Annotated in this window: 15 protein-coding genes; 10 read left to right on the top strand and 5 right to left on the bottom strand. The window is 71.7% G+C overall.

The genetic code is table 11. The features are described 5' to 3' along the window. The first annotated feature begins 58 nt into the window (after nucleotides 1–58). The 5 genes from HZU84_RS11680 (at nucleotide 59) to HZU84_RS11700 (ending at nucleotide 5,177) form a co-directional block, all read left to right on the top strand. Nucleotides 59–1,324 (top strand): GAF domain-containing sensor histidine kinase, encoded by a 1,266-nt coding sequence (locus HZU84_RS11680; RefSeq protein WP_149503380.1) that lies wholly within the window; start codon nucleotides 59–61, stop codon nucleotides 1,322–1,324. 72 nt (nucleotides 1,325–1,396) lie between these two features. After that, complete coding sequence (locus tag HZU84_RS11685; RefSeq protein WP_149503381.1) at nucleotides 1,397–3,376, top strand: B12-binding domain-containing radical SAM protein; 1,980 nt, start codon at nucleotides 1,397–1,399, stop codon at nucleotides 3,374–3,376. Nucleotides 3,377–3,501: 125 nt separating this feature from the next. Further along, nucleotides 3,502–3,867, top strand: coding sequence for a response regulator (locus tag HZU84_RS11690; protein WP_180692924.1), 366 nt, complete (start codon nucleotides 3,502–3,504; stop codon nucleotides 3,865–3,867). Then, nucleotides 3,864–4,601: a hypothetical protein gene (locus HZU84_RS11695; protein WP_149503383.1), complete on the top strand. Its 738-nt coding sequence runs from the start codon at nucleotides 3,864–3,866 to the stop codon at nucleotides 4,599–4,601. The genes HZU84_RS11690 and HZU84_RS11695 overlap by 4 nt, the downstream gene beginning before the upstream one ends. Nucleotides 4,602–4,661: 60 nt before the next feature. Further along, a complete protein-coding gene (locus tag HZU84_RS11700) occupies nucleotides 4,662–5,177 on the top strand; it encodes a CreA family protein (RefSeq protein ID WP_149505210.1) in 516 nt (171 codons plus the stop codon). Here the strand turns inward: HZU84_RS11700 and HZU84_RS11705 are convergent. Then, complete coding sequence (locus tag HZU84_RS11705) at nucleotides 5,137–6,096, bottom strand: 5'-nucleotidase (protein ID WP_149503384.1); 960 nt, start codon at nucleotides 6,094–6,096, stop codon at nucleotides 5,137–5,139. The genes HZU84_RS11700 and HZU84_RS11705 overlap by 41 nt on opposite strands. 82 nt (nucleotides 6,097–6,178) lie before the next feature. On the opposite strand from HZU84_RS11705, the gene HZU84_RS11710 reads away from it, so the two are divergent. Then, complete coding sequence (locus HZU84_RS11710) at nucleotides 6,179–7,855, top strand: alpha/beta hydrolase family protein (protein WP_149503385.1); 1,677 nt, start codon at nucleotides 6,179–6,181, stop codon at nucleotides 7,853–7,855. 12 nt (nucleotides 7,856–7,867) lie between these two features. On the opposite strand, the gene HZU84_RS11715 is transcribed toward HZU84_RS11710, so the two are convergent. Next, nucleotides 7,868–10,105, bottom strand: coding sequence for a helicase-related protein (locus tag HZU84_RS11715; protein WP_149503386.1), 2,238 nt, complete (start codon nucleotides 10,103–10,105; stop codon nucleotides 7,868–7,870). A gap of 64 nt (nucleotides 10,106–10,169) precedes the next feature. Between HZU84_RS11715 and HZU84_RS11720 the strand changes: the two genes are divergently transcribed. After that, the gene (locus tag HZU84_RS11720) at nucleotides 10,170–10,862 is read left to right on the top strand and encodes an ABC transporter ATP-binding protein (protein WP_149503387.1); all 693 of its coding nucleotides are present in this window, start codon (nucleotides 10,170–10,172) and stop codon (nucleotides 10,860–10,862) included. 152 nt (nucleotides 10,863–11,014) lie between these two features. Continuing rightward, nucleotides 11,015–12,799, top strand: a complete 1,785-nt coding sequence (locus HZU84_RS11725) for a putative bifunctional diguanylate cyclase/phosphodiesterase (RefSeq protein ID WP_149503388.1) — start codon at nucleotides 11,015–11,017, stop codon at nucleotides 12,797–12,799. Nucleotides 12,800–12,818: 19 nt separating this feature from the next. Here HZU84_RS11725 and HZU84_RS11730 read toward each other — a convergent pair whose 3' ends face one another. Then, nucleotides 12,819–13,154: a DUF2322 family protein gene (locus HZU84_RS11730; protein ID WP_149503389.1), complete on the bottom strand. Its 336-nt coding sequence runs from the start codon at nucleotides 13,152–13,154 to the stop codon at nucleotides 12,819–12,821. A gap of 149 nt (nucleotides 13,155–13,303) precedes the next feature. Between HZU84_RS11730 and HZU84_RS11735 the strand changes: the two genes are divergently transcribed. Further along, nucleotides 13,304–14,437 carry an aminotransferase class V-fold PLP-dependent enzyme gene (locus HZU84_RS11735; RefSeq protein WP_149503390.1) on the top strand — a complete coding sequence of 378 codons (1,134 nt, stop codon included), beginning with the start codon at nucleotides 13,304–13,306 and terminating at the stop codon, nucleotides 14,435–14,437. Between the two features lie 15 nt (nucleotides 14,438–14,452). On the opposite strand, the gene HZU84_RS11740 is transcribed toward HZU84_RS11735, so the two are convergent. Both HZU84_RS11740 and HZU84_RS11745 read right to left on the bottom strand, forming a co-directional pair. Beyond that, nucleotides 14,453–14,896, bottom strand: a complete 444-nt coding sequence (locus HZU84_RS11740) for a DUF6691 family protein (protein ID WP_149503391.1) — start codon at nucleotides 14,894–14,896, stop codon at nucleotides 14,453–14,455. A 9-nt stretch (nucleotides 14,897–14,905) separates the two neighbouring features. Continuing rightward, entirely contained in the window at nucleotides 14,906–15,364 is a 459-nt protein-coding gene (locus HZU84_RS11745) for a YeeE/YedE family protein (RefSeq protein ID WP_149505211.1), read from the bottom strand. Between the two features lie 255 nt (nucleotides 15,365–15,619). Here HZU84_RS11745 and HZU84_RS11750 point away from each other — a divergent pair, with 255 nt between their 5' ends. After that, entirely contained in the window at nucleotides 15,620–16,561 is a 942-nt protein-coding gene (locus HZU84_RS11750; RefSeq protein WP_180692925.1) for a GGDEF domain-containing protein, read from the top strand. The last annotated feature ends 9 nt before the right edge of the window (nucleotides 16,562–16,570 follow it).

Below are 16,570 nucleotides of genomic sequence, written 5' to 3' on the forward strand. Positions count from 1 at the left end.
GGATAGGATGTGGACCGTTCCGCGTCCTTGCCCGGACCTCCCGTCCGGACCCATGCCGATGAGCCGCTCCGATCCTGCCCTTTCCGCTGATGTCGAGCCCGCCGCGCTGACCGCCCGGATCCATGCCACGCTGAACGACGCGCGCCGGCTGCAGGCCGTGCACGACAGCCGCCTGCTCGACTCGCCGCCCGAGGCCGTCTTCGATTCGCTGACCGCGCTGGCCGCCTCGCTGCTGGGCGTGCCGGCCGCCTTCGTGTCGGTCATGGCCGCCGACCGCGACTTCTACAAGAGCCAGCACGGCTTCTGCGGCGAGCTGGCCGAGACCCGCGAGCTGAGCGGGCGCACCTTCTGCCACCACACGCTGCTGCGCGATGCGCCGCTGGTGATCGAGGACACGCTGCTCGATCCGGTGTTCGCCGCGGTGCCGACGGTGCAGACGCTGGGCGTGCGCGCCTATGCGGGCGTGCCGCTGCGCCGCCAGGGGAGGGTGATCGGCAGCCTGTGCGCGATCGACATGAAGCCGCGCTTCTGGGGGGCCAACGAGGTCGAGGTGCTGGTGCAGCTGGCTGCCTCGCTGCAGCGCGAGCTGGACCTGCGCGAGGCGCTGGAGCGCACGCGCGTGCTGGCACGGGAGCGCGAGGAGCTGGTCGCGACGGTCGCGCACGACCTGCGCGCACCGCTGCAGGTGCTGTCGATGGGTGTCCAGATGATCGGCCGGGCCGGCGCCGGCGAGGAGCCGCCGCGGCGCACGCTCGAGCGCATGCGCCATTCGCTCGACGCGATGCAGCGCCTGGCCGACGAGCTGGTCAGCGCCGCGCGCACCGGCGGGGCGGCCTCGCTGCGGCTGGAGCGCCTGTGCGCGGCGCAGCTGGCACGCGATGCGGTGCTGATGATGCAGCCGATCGCCGAGCGGCGCCGGCACGACCTGTCGGTGGGAGCGCTGGAGGTGATGGCGGTGCAGGTCGACTACGGCCGCATGCTGCGGGTGCTGACCAACCTGATCGGCAACGCGGTCAAGTACTGCCCGGAAGGCAGCCGCATCCGGGTCGAGGTGGCCGGCTCGCCGGGCCGGGCCTCGGGCGACGCCGAGGCGTTGCACATCGACGTCAGCGACAACGGCCCCGGCATCGACCCGGCGCACCGCGCGCGCCTGTTCGAGCGCGGCTGGCAGGGCGGCGAGGGCCAGTGCCGCGAGGACGGCGCCGGCCTCGGTCTGGCCATCGTGCGCGACATCGTCGAGGCCCACGGCGGCCGGGTCGACCTGCTCGACGCGCCGGGGCGGGGGACCTGCGTGCGGGTCCGGCTGCCGGTGCGCGGGGGTTGAGGCGCACTGGCACAATCGCGCCCTTCGCGGCCCCTGGCGGTCGCGCCTCGCTGCCCGAACCCCGCCGGTGCCATGACCTCTGCCGCTGATCCCGCGCCGCTGCGCGTGCTGTCCGTCATCCCGCCGATGACGCAGCTCAACACCCCGTACCCGTCCACCGCCTACCTGACCGGCTTCCTGCGCTCGCGCGGCTTCGATGCGGTGCAGGAGGATCTGGCGCTGGCGCTGGTGCTGCGCCTGCTCAGCCGCGAGGGCCTGCGCGAGATCCGCCGCCGCATCGAGGCGGCGCCGGCGCCGAAGCGCGGCCACACGCCGCAGGTTGCGCACTTCCTGGCGGCCTTCGACGCCTACGAGGCGACGATCGAGCGGGTCATCGCCTTTCTGCAGGGGCGCGATCCCACGCTGGCGCACCGCATCAACAGCCGCATGTTCCTGCCCGAGGGCGCGCGCTTCGCGCCGATCGACGCCTATGGCGACGACGACGGCGGCGATCCGCTGGCCTGGGCCTTCGGCGCTCTGGGCCTGCAGGACAAGGCGCGCCACCTGGCCACGCTCTACCTGAACGATCTGGCCGACGTGCTGAAGGAGGCGGTCGACCCGCGCTTCGAGTTCGTGCGCTACGCCGAGAAGCTCGCCACCAGCCAGCCCAGCTTCGACCCGCTGGCCGAGGCGCTGGCCGCGCCGCCCAACCTGATCGACGAGCTGCTGGCCGATCTGACCCGCGCCGCGCTGGCCCGCCACCAGCCGCGCCTGCTGCTGCTGTCGGTGCCGTTTCCGGGCGCGGTCTACGCGGCGCTGCGCATCGCCGAGGCCGCGCGGGCCTGGGCGGCCGAGCGGGTCGCGGCCGGCGGCGACTCGCTGTGCATCGCGCTGGGCGGCGGCTTCGTCAACACCGAGCTGCGCGAGCTGGCCGAGCCGCGCCTGTTCGACTACGTCGACGTCATCACGCTCGATGCCGGCGAGCGCCCGCTGCTGGCGCTGATCGATCACCTGCAGGGCCGGCGCTCGCGCGAGCGGCTGGTGCGCGCCTTCGTGCGCGAAGGCGAGGGCGACGCCGCGCGGGTGCGCTTCATCAGCTTTCCCGAGCCCGACATCGCCTTCGCCGAGGTCGGCACGCCGACCTGGGACGGGCTGCCGCTGCAGAAGTATCTGTCGCTGCTCGACATGCTCAACCCGATGAACCGGCTCTGGAGCGACGGGCGCTGGAACAAGCTCACCGTGGCGCATGGCTGCTACTGGAAGAAGTGTTCGTTCTGCGACGTCTCGCTGGACTACATCTCGCGCTATGAAGGGGCTTCGGCCACCGAGCTGGTCGACCGCATCGAGCGCATCGTCAATGAGACCGGCCAGACCGGCTTCCACTTCGTCGACGAGGCCGCGCCGCCGAAGGCGCTCAAGGCGCTGGCGCTGGAGCTGATCAAGCGCGGCGTGCAGATCTCGTGGTGGGGCAACATCCGCTTCGAGAAGACCTTCACGCCGGAGCTGGCCGAGCTGCTGGCCGAGAGCGGCTGCATCGCGATGTCGGGCGGGCTGGAGGTGGCCTCCGACCGGCTGCTGGCGCTGATGAAGAAGGGCGTGTCGGTCGAGCAGGTCGCGCGGGTGACCAAGGGCTTCAGCGACGCCGGCATCCTGGTGCACGCCTACCTGATGTACGGCTTCCCGACCCAGACGGTGCAGGACACGGTCGACGCGCTGGAATACGTGCGCCAGCTCTTCGAGCAGGGCTGCATCCAGAGCGGCTTCTTCCACCGCTTCGCCTGCACGGTGCATTCGCCGGTCGGCCTGAATCCCGAGGAATACGGCATCACGCTGCTGCCGCTGCCCGCCGGCGGCTTCGCGAAGAACGATGTGGGCTTTCATGACCCGACCGGCACCGACCACGACGCGCTGGGCCAGGGTCTCAAGAAGGCGCTCTACAACTACATGCACGGCATCGGCCTGGAGCAGGACGTGCGCGCCTGGTTCGAGCACCCGAAGCTGCGCGGCCGGGTGCCGAAGCCGACGGTGTCGCGGCAGCGCATCGCCAAGGCGCTGGCCACGCGAGGCGGGTGACTCCGGGCCGCGGCCTTGTAGGACAACGCCGTTTCCGGATGCGACGCCGCCAGACTCGGGTCGAGAATGCGAAAACTCATGAATTTTTCCGCATGCTGCCTGATCTGTCCCCACCGTCTTCTGCCGTGATTCCCGTCCGTCGTGTGCTGGTGGTCGACGACCATGTCGATGCGGCCGAGCTGCTCGGCGAATGGCTGTTGCTCGAGGGTTTCGAGGTGCAGTGCACGCACGACGGTGCGCAGGCGCTGCAGTGCTGGGCGAGCTGGCCGGCCGATGCGGTGCTGATCGACTCGCGCCTGCCGGATCTGGCGGGCGGCGAGCTGGCACGGCGGCTGCGTGCGCTGCCGGGCGGTGCGCGGGCCCGGCTGATCGCGCTGTCGGGCGATGACCCGGAGCAGGTGGCGCGCACCGGGCCGTTCGATGCGTGTCTGGCCAAGCCGGCCGATCTGGCGCATCTGCTGGACCTGCTGCAAAGGACGCCTTCCCGATGAACCGCACTGCCACTTCCCCTGCGATCGCCGCCGACTGGATGGCTGCCGGCGTGCGCCACGAGATCCTGATGCGGGTGCTGCCGACGCTACGCCATGACCTGCTCGGGCCGATCTCGGTGGCGCGCATGGAGCTGGCGGTGATGCGCCGGCGCCTGGAGCGGGCCGATCTGGTGCCTCAGGACGGGCTGCGCCGGGTCCAGCAGCTCGATGCCCATCTGGTCGATCTGACCCGAGGGCTGCGCGAGCTGCGCCGCTGGGATCCGCTGGACACCGAGCTCATGCCGGCCGGCTCGATCGTGCGGCTGGCGCTGGCGCTGATGGAGCAGCCGCTGCGACTGGCCGGCCTGGAGGTGGGCATGGAGGCCGGCTGCGAGGCCGGGCAGGGACCGGAGCTGCCGCTGGCGCCGCTGCTGCTGGGCACGCTGGCGCTGCTCTGCCATGCGCAGGACGGCCTCTCTCCGGGACAGCGGCTACGCCTGCATCTGGCGGCCGGCCCCGAGGGCGAGGCGCCGGTGCTGACCGTGCGCACCGAGCGCCAGTCCGAGACCGGGCCGGCCCCTGCCGCCACGCTGATGCCCGGTCTGCCGGACCTGCCCGTGCCGGTGCGCGCCCGCCTCGATGCCGAGGCGGTGCGCCATCTGGCCGCATCGCTCGGGCTGCATGCGGTGCTTGACGACGAGCCCTGGCGGCTGCGCGTCGGTGACCTTGTCCCCGCAGCCCCTGGGCTGCCATGATCCGGCCGCACAATCGGTCATTCCGTCTCGCATCTGTCCATGATGAAACCGATGAACCTGATGAATCCGATCCTGTCGACCCGTCCGGCGCGCTCCGCCCCCCGTCGTCCCTGGCTGCGGGCCTGCTCGGTGGCCGCTGGCGCGCTGCTGCTGGCGACCTCCGCCCGCGCCGAACTGCTCGGCGAGGTGTCCACCGTCTTCAAGCTGATCGGGCCGAACCACAAGATCATCGTCGAGGCCTATGACGACCCCAAGGTCGAGGGCGTGACCTGCTTCGTCTCGCGTGCCAAGACCGGCGGCATCACCGGCGCGGTTGGCCTGGCCACTGACAAGTCGGACGCCTCGATTGCCTGCCGCCAGGTCGGCGAGATCCGCATCAAGGAGGCGCTGCCCAAGCAGGAAGAGGTCTTCAGCGCCCGCCTGTCCATCCTGTTCAAGAGCCTGCAGATCGTGCGCATCGTCGACCCGAAGCGCCAGTCGCTGGTCTACATGACCTATTCCGACAAGCTGATCGAGGGTTCGCCGAAGAACAGCATCACCGCGGTGCCGGTGGGCAAGGCGATTCCGGTGAAGTGATCTGCGCGGCATCGGGCAGCAGCCGCCCGCCCGCATAGGGCACGATGCCCGCCGGCACATGCCCGGAGGCCGGGCGCACATGGCTGTCCTGGTCGTCGAAGAACATCTGCGCGCCGAAGGCGGCCAGCACCGTCTCCTTCGGCGCGCCGCCCAGGAAGAAGGCCTCGTCGACATTCACGCCCCAGTCGCGCAGCGTGTGGATCACCCGGGCGTGCGCCGGGCTGCTGCGCGCGGTCACGATGGCGATGCGCACCGGGCAGGTGCCGGCGGCGAACTCGCGCTGCAGCGCCGACAGCCGCATCAGCAGCTTGGCGAAGGGCCCTTCGGCCATCGCGTCATGGCGGTGCAGCCGCTCGTGCGCGATGAAGGCCTCCAGCCCCTGCGTCTTGTAGATGCGCTCGGACTCGGGCGAGAACAGCACCGCGTCGCCGTCGAAGGCGATGCGGATCTGGCCGGCCGGCGCGCGGAAGTCCGCCGGCGGGTCGTAGAGCAGCGCCGCGGCCACGCCGTGGTCGATCGCCTCCTGCACGTCGCCGGGATTGCGCGACAGGAAAAGGTCGACATCGAAGGCCTTCAGGTAGCCCACCAGCGAGCGTGCGCCGCCGGTGAAGGCCGCGCGCTCGATCGCCAGGCCGTGCGCCTCGATCGCGTTGAAGGCGCGCAGGCCGGTGTCGGGCGAGTTGCGCGAGATCACCACCACCTCGATGCGCCGCGCCGGCAGCAGCGCGTTGAGCCCCAGCAGCGCCTGCACCAGCGGGAAGGCGGTGCCGGGGCGCAGCGGCTCGTCCTCATGCTCGCGCTGGTAGCAGGAGAAGGCCTCGACGCCCTGGGCGTCGAAGAGCCGGTTCTCGTGCTCCAGGTCGAAGAGGGCCCGCGAGGAGATGCCGATGACGAGCTTGTCGGTGAGCGAGTAAGGCATGGTGACGCGCATGATGCCATTGCACCTTCTTCGTGTAGGGTTCGATCCTGATTCTTGTGCAGTGCAACATCAGGGAGGTGCCATGAGGCTGGAATCGAACATCGCGGCCGGACTGCTGGGCGTGATCGGCCTGGCGGGCCTGGGCAGCGCAACAACCGCTGTCGCGCAGGTCGTCGAGCCGGTGCAGGCGTCGCAGGCGCTGCAGAACTTGCCGAAGCTGCGCATCGACCTGAAGGAAACCACCGTCTCGGGCATTTCATCGGGCGCCTACATGGCGGTGCAGATGGGCGTTGCCCGTTCCGGCGATGTGCGCGGCGTGGCCGCCACCGCCGGCGGGCCCTACATGTGCGCGACCGATGGCGATGTCGGCTCGGCGCTTGCGGCGGTGAGCCGCTGCATGCAGGGCGATCCGCTGGCCCAGCCTGCCGCGACCGAGCGCCTGGTCGATCCGTCCGATGGCCGCTTCACCTACGGCTTCCAGGGCAAGGCCCGGCGTGATGTCGAGCGCATGGCCAAGGCCGGCCGCATCGATCCGATCGCCAGCCTGCCACGCCAGGCGATCTGGATCTTTCATGGCTACAACGACGGCATCGTCAAGCTGCCGGTGTCGCAGGCGCTGGAGGGCTGGTACACCGGCCGCCATCCGGACGGCAGCCCCGCCTCGGGCATGGCGGCCAGGCTGCCCGCCAGCCAGGTCTTCCACAAGGATGATCTGAGTGCCGGGCACGCGCAGATCAGCTCGGCCTGCACCGGGGCGCTGTGCAATCCCTGCGAGCAGCAGGGCGGCTCCTTCATCAACAGCTGCCCGCTGCCCGAGGGACCGTATGACGCGGCCGGCTCGGCGCTGCAGATGTTCTACGGGCCGCTCGAGCGGGTCGAGCCGGCGCGGCTGACCGGGCGGCTGTTCAGCGTGCGCCAGACACCGTTCCTGAAGCTGATCGACGGCCGCACCGCAGTGGGGGCGGCCGCCGACATCGCGATGGACGACGAGGCCTTTGTCTACCTGCCCCGCGACTGCGAGGCCGGCGGCACCGCCACCTGCCGGCTGCACATCGCCTTTCACGGCTGCATGCAGAGCGCGGTCGACATCGCGAAGGTCACCGGTCAGCGCGACTACTTCGCCCGCCATGCCGGCCTGAACGAATGGGCCGACCGCAACCGCATCGTGGTGCTGTATCCGCAGGCCACGCCGACCCGGACGCTGCCCTACAACCCGATGGGCTGCTGGGACTGGTGGGGCTACAACGACGATGTGCCGGCGCGTGCGCTCTCCGGGAAGTGGCCCAGCGGCAGCTTCGCGTCCCGCCAGGGGGTGCAGATCGCCGCGGTCTGGCGCATGGCCGAGCAGCTGGCCGATGCGCGGCTGGGCGGCAGTCTGGCCCGTGCGGGCGAGATCGCCGCCAGCGAGCGGCCGGCGCCGATGCTGCTGGACCGCAGCGCCACGCAGGTGCTGCTGCGCTGGGCCCCGGTGGCGGGCGCCCAGGCCTACAAGGTCAGCCGCAGCAGCGGCAGCAACGCCGGCGGCAGCGTGACGGTGCAGCAGAGCACGCAGCCCTTCTTCGTCGACCGGGGCCTGACACCGCAGAAGATCTATCGCTACACCGTCAGCGCGGTGCTGGCGGGCCGGGACGGCCCGGTCTCCGCGCCGGTGCAGGCGGTCACCGGGCCGCTGCCACCGCCCTGCGATCCCTATTTCTCGCTGACGCAGAACCGGGTGGTCGACCGCAGCAACCGGTCGACCGATCGCACCTGCCGCTGAGCGGCGCGGGCCTCAGCGGCGGCGGCCGCCACCGCCGGGGCCGCCGCGCTTCTGCCACAGCGGCCGCTTGGCCTTGAGCGCGCGCTCGATGCCGTCGTTCAGGCGCGAGCGCAGGTCCATCACCTCGTCGACCTCGCCGTAGACGCCGGGGAAGCGCAGGTCCAGCCACAGCCACAGCGTGCAGGTGCGCAGCGCCTGCTCCATGCGCTCGAGGCGGCTGTTCTCGTCGGTGTCGTTCAGGAACCAGGCCGGGCCGGCCTGGCCGCTGCGGGCGTGGTGCGCGACCCATTCCAGGAACTGCGCCACCTGGCCGGCGGTGCGGGTGTCGACCGGTGCCTGCGCGTAGGTGAAGCGCTGGCGCAGCGGCAGCTTGGCCGCGACGCGGTCGATCTCGCCGGCCAGCTCCAGCATCTGCTCCAGCTCGGCTACCGCGAAATGCGAGTTGTCGAGCTGCAGCTGCTCGACGAACACCCTCAGCACCTCGGCCAGGCTGTTCTTGCCCAGGCGCTCGGCGATGGTCTCGATGTGCCACCAGTTCGGCGCCACCGGCGCCTTGAAGTGGCGCGGCGCCTTGGGCGCGCGCGGCATCAGCAGGCGCAGCTGCTTGAGCGCGCTCGGCTCGGCCTCCTTGAGCACGCCGGCGAAGCCTTCCTCGTGGATGCCGAAGCGCCCGGCACGGCCGGCGATCTGGTGCACCTCGGACTCGGTCAGCGAGCGGTCGCCCTGGCCGTCGAACTTGGTCAGCGTGCTGAACAGCACCCGGCGCACCGGCAGGTTCAGGCCCATGCCGATCGCGTCGGTGGCGATCAGGATGTGCGACTCGCCCTGTGCGAAGCGCTCGGCCTCGCGCCGGCGCACCTCAGGCGGCAGCGCGCCATAGATCACCGACACCGGCGTGCCGTCGGCCGAGGCCTGGTCGCGCAGCATCAGCACGTCGCGGCGGCTGAAGGCCACCACCGCATCGCCCTTCTTCAGCGCATGCAGCGACACCGGCGCGGGCAGCAGCTCGACATGCTGCTTGCGCTCGAAGCGGCGCACCGTGACCTGCTCGCCGCACAGGCCCAGCAGGTTGCGCAGCGCCTCCACCGCATAGTCCGAGCAGATGATCAGCAGCTCCTTGGCCGGCACGCCGACGATGGCCTGCGTCCAGGCCCAGCCGCGGCTGGGGTCGAAGATCATCTGCGCCTCGTCGATCACCGCCACCTCGATCGGCGTGTTGGTGTCGACCATCTCGATGGTGCTGGAAATGACGCGCGCGTCCGGCGCCGGCACGTTCTCCTCGCCGGTGCGCAGCGAGCAGGGCACGCCGCGCCCGGCCAGCCGGTCGCGGCCCTCCAGCGCGAGCAGGCGCAGCGGCGCCAGATAGGCGCCCTTTTCGGCCTGCGCCAGGCGCTCGAAGGCCTGGTAGGTCTTGCCGCTGTTGGGCGGGCCGACGAAGAGCGTGACCTGGCGCTGCAGGCGCCGCGCCGCGCCGAAGCTGTCGGGATAGCCCTGGAAGGCCAGCTCGTCGTTCAGGTCCTCGAGCGTGTCCTGCTCGTGCACGCGGTGCACCCAGCGCTCGAAGGCGCGCTGGCAGGCGGCGATCAGCGTCTCGGCGGCCTGCGGCTGCGCGCACTCGGCCTGCAGCGCCGGCTCCAGCGAGCCGAGCTGGTCGTCGGCGAAGGCCTGCGCGCGCTCGACCAGCGCATCGAGCTGCGCGGTCAGCTCGGCCGCCTGCGGGTGGCCGGGCAGCGCGGAGAGCGCACGCACCAGCGCCGGGCGGTCGCCGGTGCGGAAGAAGTCCCAGACCGCTGCAGCCGGCACCGCCTGGCCGTAGGCGACCGTCAGCCGCATGTCGGCCGAGGGCAGCTCCAGGCCCTGGCGCGCCTCGCGCTCCCAGGCGCCGAGCCGGCGGTTCACGCCCAGGCCGTCGAGCACCGCGGCGCGCTCGGTCATCAGCGGACGGATCGTCTGGCCGCTGCCCACCGCGTCGAGGTGGCGCAGCGCCTCCTCGATCAGCGCCGGATCGATCCAGCGGCTCGGGCGCTGGCCGGCGGCGCCGCGCTGCAGCAGGATCAGGCCGAGGCGGTCCATCTCCGCCTCGGGCTCGGGCGTGCCTTCTTCCAGCATGTCGGCCGGGCGCACCACCTGCGGCAGCACATAGCCGGCCAGGCGGATGCGGTCGAGGGCCAGCGGGTCGATGTGGGCGGGAATGCGCGCGGCATGGCGCGGATGGGGCAGCGGGCGAGGTGTTGTTGTTGTCGTGGCCATGAGGATTCCGGAACGGTCAGGGCCCGAACTCTAACCGCTTGCCCCGGGCTCGATAATCCGATTCATGCCCGTCCGTCCTGCCACCCCTCCTGCCACCCTTCCTGTCGCTTGTCCCGCCTCCTGCCCGGCGGCCTGCGCGCAGCCGCTGCTGCACCTCGACGCGCTGTGCTGGTCCGCGCCGTTTCCGGGCGCGCTGATCCTGTTCGACCGACTGACGCTGCAGGCCGGCGCCGGCGTGCTCGGCGTGATCGGCGACGAGGGCCGCGGCAAGAGCGCGCTGCTGCGGCTGATCGCCGGCGAGCTGCGCCCGGACGCGGGCAGCATCCTGATCGGCGCCCCGGCCGATCCGGTGGCGCCGCGCCAGCGGCTGTTCTGGTGCGATCCGCAGTCCGATCGCCATGACGGGCTTGTCGCGCGCGACTATCTGGCGATGCAGCGCCAGGGCCGACCCGGCTGGAGCGAGGCGGCGCTGGCCGCGCAGCTCGAGGGCTTCGCGCTGCACGAGCATCTGGACAAGCGCCTGGAGATGCTCTCCACCGGCACCCGGCGCAAGCTGCGGCTGGCCGCCGCGCTGGCCTCGGGCGCGACGCTGGTGCTGCTCGACGATCCTGGCGCGGCACTGGACGCGCGCTCGCAGCGCCATCTCGCCGAGGCGCTGCGCCAGCACCACGACGCGCCGGCCGGGCGGCTGATCGTCGTCACCGGCCATGACGACCGGCTGATGCCGGCCGTGGCGCCCCGACTGTCGCTGGACTGACATCCGACCCGCTCCCGACCTCTGTCGACCTCAATCTCGTCCCGGGCCCGCCGATACAGGATGAGTTTTGCGCATTCCGTTCTCATCTGTCGCGGGGGGCGGCAGAGAGCGACGGACGGCATGGGGCCGTCGTGGCCCGGGGAGTCTTGCCAGTGCATGAAGATCGAGACACGAAATGGGGAGCGCAGCCGATCGCGGCCGACACTGACACTGGCGCCGATGCCCGTGCCGATGCCGAGGTCGGCGCCGCCTTCGACGCCTCGCCGCTGGACGTGCTGCTCTCGGGCATCGGCGAATGCGTGGTGCGTGTCGATGCGCACTGGGTGGTCAGGCACTGCAACCCGGCCTATCTGCACGGGCTCGGACTGCCCGCTGCACGCGTGATCGGCCAGACGCCCTTTGCGGTCCGGCCGGACTTCGAGGGCTCGCTGTTCCACCGGGTGATCGAGGCCTGCCGCCGCGAGCGCCGGCCGCGTCTGGGCATCGGCTTCTCGAAGGCGGTCGGGCGCTGGCTGATGGTGCGGGCCTTTCCGTTCGGCGACGACATCGTCGCGCTGGCCAATGATGCCGACGAGCACACCGTCGGCCAGTTCGAGCTGGCGCGCGAGGCGCTGCGCGATCCGCTGACCGGCATCGACAACAAGCGCGCGCTGCTGGCCGAGCTCGAGGCGCGGCTGGTGCAGGGCCGCCAGGGCGGTCTGGGGCTGATCGGGCTGCGCCGCTTCAATGCGATCAACGACACGCTGGGCCATGGCCTGGGCGATCTGGCGCTGATGGAAGTGGTCTCGCGCATGCAGGCCACGCTGCTCGAGGGCGAGGTGCTCTACCGGCTCACCGGCGTCGAGTTCGTGCTGCTCAGCCCGGCCTGCGACGAGGCGACGCTGCGCGAGCGGGTGATGGGGATGGCCTCGCGCATCGCCCAGCCGATCCTGCTGCGCGACCAGATCTTCGTGCTGGGCAGCCTGGCCGGTGGCGTGCTGTTTCCCTCGCATGGCGACGAGGCGCCGCTGCTGCTGCGCCGCGCCGCGCTGGCGCTGCGCCAGGCCAAGCGCGACGGCACGGCGCTGGCGCTGTTCGACGACGAGCTGGAGGCGGCCGGGCGGCTGCGCGCCGAGCTGGAGCAGGATTTCCGCGCGGTGCTGCGCGGCACCGCGCCGGGCAGCGCCGGCTGGCTGAGCCTGGCGCTGCAGCCCAAGGGCCGGCTGCGCGACCGCGCGGTCATCGGCGCGGAGGCGCTGATCCGCTGGCAGCATCCGGTGCGCGGCGCGCTGACGCCGGCCAGCTTCCTGCCGATCGCGCAGGAATGCCAGCTGATGGTCGAGCTCGACCGCTGGGTGATCGACGAGGTGCTGCGGCTGCAGCGCCTGCTGATCGATGGCGGCCACCGGCTGCCGATCAGCATCAACCTGTCGGTCGAGTCGCTGGCCGACCTGCTGCTGGTGGAGAACGTGCAGCACGCGATCGAGCGCCACGGCGTGCCGCCGGAGCTGCTCGAGATCGAGATCCCGGAGAACGCGCTGATGCGCGATGTCGAGGTCAGCACCCGGGTGCTGTCGGCGCTGTCGGCGCTGGGCGTGCGGCTGTCGATCGACGACTTCGGCACCGGCTACTCGTCCTTCGCCTATCTGGCGCGCTTTCCGGTCCACACCCTGAAGATCGACCGCTCCTTCGTGCATGACATGGTCGGCCAGACCAGCAGCCGCACCATCGTGCACAGCCTGGTGCGGCTGTCGCACGCGCTGCAGCTGCAGGTGGTCGCCGAAGGCGCGGAGACCGACGAGGAAATGGAGATGCTGCGCCGCATGCAGTGCGACGCGGTGCAGGGCTTCGGCTACGGCCGCCCGCAGCCCTTCACCCAGTTCCTCGACTTCGTGCACCAGCGCTGCGGCTGCGGCGGCGCCCAGGTCGTGCCCTCATCGCGGCCGCCGGTGCACTGAGCCGCTCGGACTGACCGGCTCAGGCCGCGGCCGCGGGCTGCAGCCGCACCGTCAGCGGCGCCAGACGGCCGGCCTCGATGTCGATCAGCCGGTCGATGTTCGGATGCTTGCCGGGGAAGGCGCGGGCATCGGCGGTGTGCTCGGCATAGAGCGCCAGGCCCTCGCGGGCGGCCTCGGGCGTGATCGCGCCGTGGCGTGCGGCCAGCGCGTGATAGACGGCGGCCGAGCCGGCGGTGCCGGGGCGGTTGACCAGCGTGGCCACCACCGTGCCGGCGGCATCGAGCAGCTCGACGGCGGCGAGGTGGGCGATCGGGGGCAGCAGCGCGAGCTGCTCGGCGAAGGTCGGGGTGCTCATCGGGGGCGGATTCCAGGTGCTGGCCTGCAGGCCGGGGGTCGCGAGTCTAGCGCCGCCGGCCGGCCGTGCGGGCCTGCTGCCGGGACTGTGGTTGAATGGAATCTCGAATGGAATCTCGAATCCACGCACCACGAACGGAGACCTGTCCCATGCCCGGCCTGCTGCCCCACGTCGACCCTGACGGCCTGCTCGAATACTCGGTGGTCTACACCGACCGTGCGCTCAACCACATGTCGCAGCGCTTCCAGCGCGTGATGCGCGGCGTCTCCTCGGTGCTGAAGGAGGCCTACGCGGCCCGCTCGGCCATCGTCGTGCCGGGCAGCGGCTCCTTCGGCATGGAGGCGGTGGCGCGCCAGTTCGCCGGCCAGCAGCAGGTGCTGGTGCTGCGCAACGGCTGGTTCAGCTTCCGCTGGTCGCAGATCCTCGAGATGGGCGGCATCGCCGCGGGCGTGCAGGTGCTCAAGGCCCGCCAGGTCGAGCCGGGCGCGGCGCAGTCGGCCTGGACGCCGGCGCCGCTGCACGAGGTGCTGGCCGCGATCGAGGCGCAGCGCCCCGGCGTGGTCTTCGCGCCGCATGTCGAGACCGCCAGCGGCATGATGCTGCCCGACGCCTACCTGAAGGCGGTGGCCGACGCGGTGCACGCGGTCGGCGGTCTGTTCGTGCTCGACTGCATCGCCTCTGGCGCGATGTGGGTCGACATGGCCGCCACCGGCGTCGACGTGCTGATCAGCGCGCCGCAGAAGGGCTGGAGCGGCTCGCCCTGCTGCGCCTTCGTGATGCTGGGCGAGGCCGCACGCGCTCGCATCGACCAGACCACCAGCTCCAGCTTCGCCTGCGACCTGAAGAAGTGGCTGCAGATCATGGAGACCTACGAGTCGGGCGGCCATCTCTACCACGCCACCATGCCCACCGACGCGCTGGCGCGCTGCCTGGAGGCGATGGAGGAGACGCGCGCACAGGGCTTCGGTGCGCTGCGCGAGCGTCAGCTCGAGCTGGGCCGGCGGGTGAGGGCGCTGCTGCAGGCGCGCGGCTTTCCCAGCGTCGCCGCCGAGGGCTTCCAGGCGCCGGGCGTGGTGGTGAGCCACACGCTCGACCCGGAGATCCAGTCGGCGCGCGCCTTTCTCGCGCAGGGTCTGCAGACCGCCACCGGCGTGCCGCTGCAGTGCGACGAGCCGGCGGACTTCCGCAGCTTCCGCATCGGCCTGTTCGGCCTCGACAAGCTCGCCGACATCGACGGCACGGTGGCGCGGCTCGAGCAGGCGCTCGATCGCATCGGCGGCTGAGCCTCGGCGCAGGCCTCAGCGCGGGCGGTCGAGCAGCGCGTGCAGCGCCATGCCGCCCAGCATCGCGGCGACGAAGATCGCCGCCTCGCCCCAGCCGCTGCCCAGCGCCACCAGCGCCGGCCCCGGGCACAGCCCGGCCAGGCCCCAGCCGATGCCGAACAGCACGCCGCCGCCGATCAGCCGGGCATCGATCGCGTTCGACTGCGGCCACTCGATCGGCGCGCCGCTCCAGCTGCGCCCGCGTCGGCGCGCGATCAGGGCGGCTGGCAGGCCGACCGCGATCGCCGCGCCCATCACCAGCGCCAGGCTCGGATCCCAGGCCCCGGCCAGGTCCAGGAAGGCGCGCACCTTCATCGGATCGGTCATGCCGGCGGCGATCAGCCCCAGGCCGAACACCAGCCCGGCCAGCAGGCTCGACAGCGCGGCCTTCAGGCCGCAGTTCTTGTCCTTGCAGTCCATCGCGACCTCTCAGCCACCGAGCAGATGGCGCATGACGAACACCGTCACGAAGCCGCTGCCCATGAAGCACAGCACATTGACCAGCGAGCGCAGCGACAGCCGGCTCAGTCCGCAGACACCGTGGCCGCTGGTGCAGCCGTTGCCCAGCCGCGAGCCGAAGCCCACCAGCAGCCCGGCGACGATCAGCACCGGCGTGCCGACATCCAGCCGCATCGGTGGCAGCGGCGCGGCCAGCCGCCACAGCCACGGCGCGATCAGCAGGCCGGCCACGAACAGCAGCCGCAGCCGGTGCCGGGCCAGCCAGCCGCCAGCCTGCCCCTGCAGCAGATCGCGCAGAGGCTGGCCCACCAGACCGGCAATGCCGGCGATGCGTCCGCTGCCCAGCAGCAGCATCGCCGCGGCCAGACCGATCAGTGCGCCGCCTGCCAGCGCGCTCCAGGGGGTGAATGCAGCCCAGTCGGGGACCAGTCCGAGGCTCAATCGAAACTCCTTGTGAATGGCGAAATGGAGCCGGAATATACCCTTTAGGGCATGGGTGGCGCAGGAAAGACGTCTTGGCGCAGCCCTGCATCGAATCGGTACCCCGGAGATTCGGGGGTCCCAGGCCATACGCTTCTTGTTGCGCATTTCGTGCGGTTTTGCACGACGATATCCTGCCATTTCGGGGGCTGGCCCCTCAAGGTTTCCTGCATCATCGCCCCGATCCATCCCCCCGAGCGTTCCATGGCCGCCTCCATTTCCGTTCTTCATGTGGGTTCCGCCGCACCGGCGCTGGCGTCCGACACCGATTTCGGGCGCTGCATCTGGCGCCACTGCGACACGCTCGATCAGGCGCAGGCGGCGATCGCCGAGGCGGCGCCCGAGGCCATCCTGTTCAGCTGCGACAGCGATGCCCAGGCCGAGGCGCTGCCGCACTGGTCCTGCTGGACGCAGGCGGTGCTGGGCTCGGCGGTGGTGGTCGGCACGCCCACGCCGAACCGCGACCTGATGGTGCGGCTGCTGCGCGCCGGTGCGCAGGACGTGCTGCCGCTGTCGCCCCATGCGCTGCATCCGGGCGGAGTCGACGACGGCGATCAGATCGCCCGCAGCCTGTGCATGGCCATCGAGCGCAAGCGCCAGGAGCAGGAGCTGCGCCGGGCCTGGTCGATCGACCTGGCCACCGGGCTGCCGAACCGGGTCCAGCTGATGGAGCTGCTGCACCAGCTCTGCGCGCTGCGCGAGCGCGAGCCCGCGCCGATGGCGCTGCTGGTGCTGCGCATCGAGGGGCTGGCGACCACCGAGGCGCGGCTGGGCGTGGCTGCCTCGCAGGCGCTGCGGCGCAAGCTGGCGGTGCGGCTGCGCAGCGTGCTGCGCGCCAGCGATGTGGTCTCGGCGCTGGCGCCCGATGCCTTCGGCGTGGTACTGACCCGGCTCGACACGCCGGCCGATGGCGAGCGGGTCGCCGCCAAGCTGGCGCAGGGGCTGCGCGAGCCCTTCATGGTCAGCGGCCAGACCACCGTGGTGACCGTCTCGACCGGGGTGGCGCTCTATCCGGAGCATGGCCGCCAGCCCGACGAGCTGCTCAAGCTGGCGCTGGGCGCGGCGGCGGCGCGGCGCGGCCTGGGCCGCCAGGGCTTTGCCGACCGCCGCGAGCGCGGCCAGGTGGCTGCCGCCAACGACGACTGATGCGACGGA

Source organism: Sphaerotilus sulfidivorans (assembly GCF_013426975.1).
Taxonomy (GTDB): domain Bacteria; phylum Pseudomonadota; class Gammaproteobacteria; order Burkholderiales; family Burkholderiaceae_C; genus Sphaerotilus; species Sphaerotilus sulfidivorans.

What these genes read in the sequence shown, in the direction of transcription:
- HZU84_RS11680 (WP_149503380.1), top strand. Translation starts at nt 59, where the DNA reads ATGAGCCGCTCCGATCCTGCCCTTTCCGCTGATGTCGAGCCCGCCGCG.
- HZU84_RS11685 (WP_149503381.1), top strand. Translation starts at nt 1,397, where the DNA reads ATGACCTCTGCCGCTGATCCCGCGCCGCTGCGCGTGCTGTCCGTCATC.
- HZU84_RS11695 (WP_149503383.1), top strand. Translation starts at nt 3,864, where the DNA reads ATGAACCGCACTGCCACTTCCCCTGCGATCGCCGCCGACTGGATGGCT.
- HZU84_RS11700 (WP_149505210.1), top strand. Translation starts at nt 4,662, where the DNA reads ATGAATCCGATCCTGTCGACCCGTCCGGCGCGCTCCGCCCCCCGTCGT.
- HZU84_RS11705 (WP_149503384.1), bottom strand. Translation starts at nt 6,096, where the DNA reads ATGCCTTACTCGCTCACCGACAAGCTCGTCATCGGCATCTCCTCGCGG.
- HZU84_RS11710 (WP_149503385.1), top strand. Translation starts at nt 6,179, where the DNA reads ATGAGGCTGGAATCGAACATCGCGGCCGGACTGCTGGGCGTGATCGGC.
- HZU84_RS11715 (WP_149503386.1), bottom strand. Translation starts at nt 10,105, where the DNA reads ATGGCCACGACAACAACAACACCTCGCCCGCTGCCCCATCCGCGCCAT.
- HZU84_RS11720 (WP_149503387.1), top strand. Translation starts at nt 10,170, where the DNA reads ATGCCCGTCCGTCCTGCCACCCCTCCTGCCACCCTTCCTGTCGCTTGT.
- HZU84_RS11730 (WP_149503389.1), bottom strand. Translation starts at nt 13,154, where the DNA reads ATGAGCACCCCGACCTTCGCCGAGCAGCTCGCGCTGCTGCCCCCGATC.
- HZU84_RS11735 (WP_149503390.1), top strand. Translation starts at nt 13,304, where the DNA reads ATGCCCGGCCTGCTGCCCCACGTCGACCCTGACGGCCTGCTCGAATAC.
- HZU84_RS11740 (WP_149503391.1), bottom strand. Translation starts at nt 14,896, where the DNA reads ATGGACTGCAAGGACAAGAACTGCGGCCTGAAGGCCGCGCTGTCGAGC.
- HZU84_RS11750 (WP_180692925.1), top strand. Translation starts at nt 15,620, where the DNA reads ATGGCCGCCTCCATTTCCGTTCTTCATGTGGGTTCCGCCGCACCGGCG.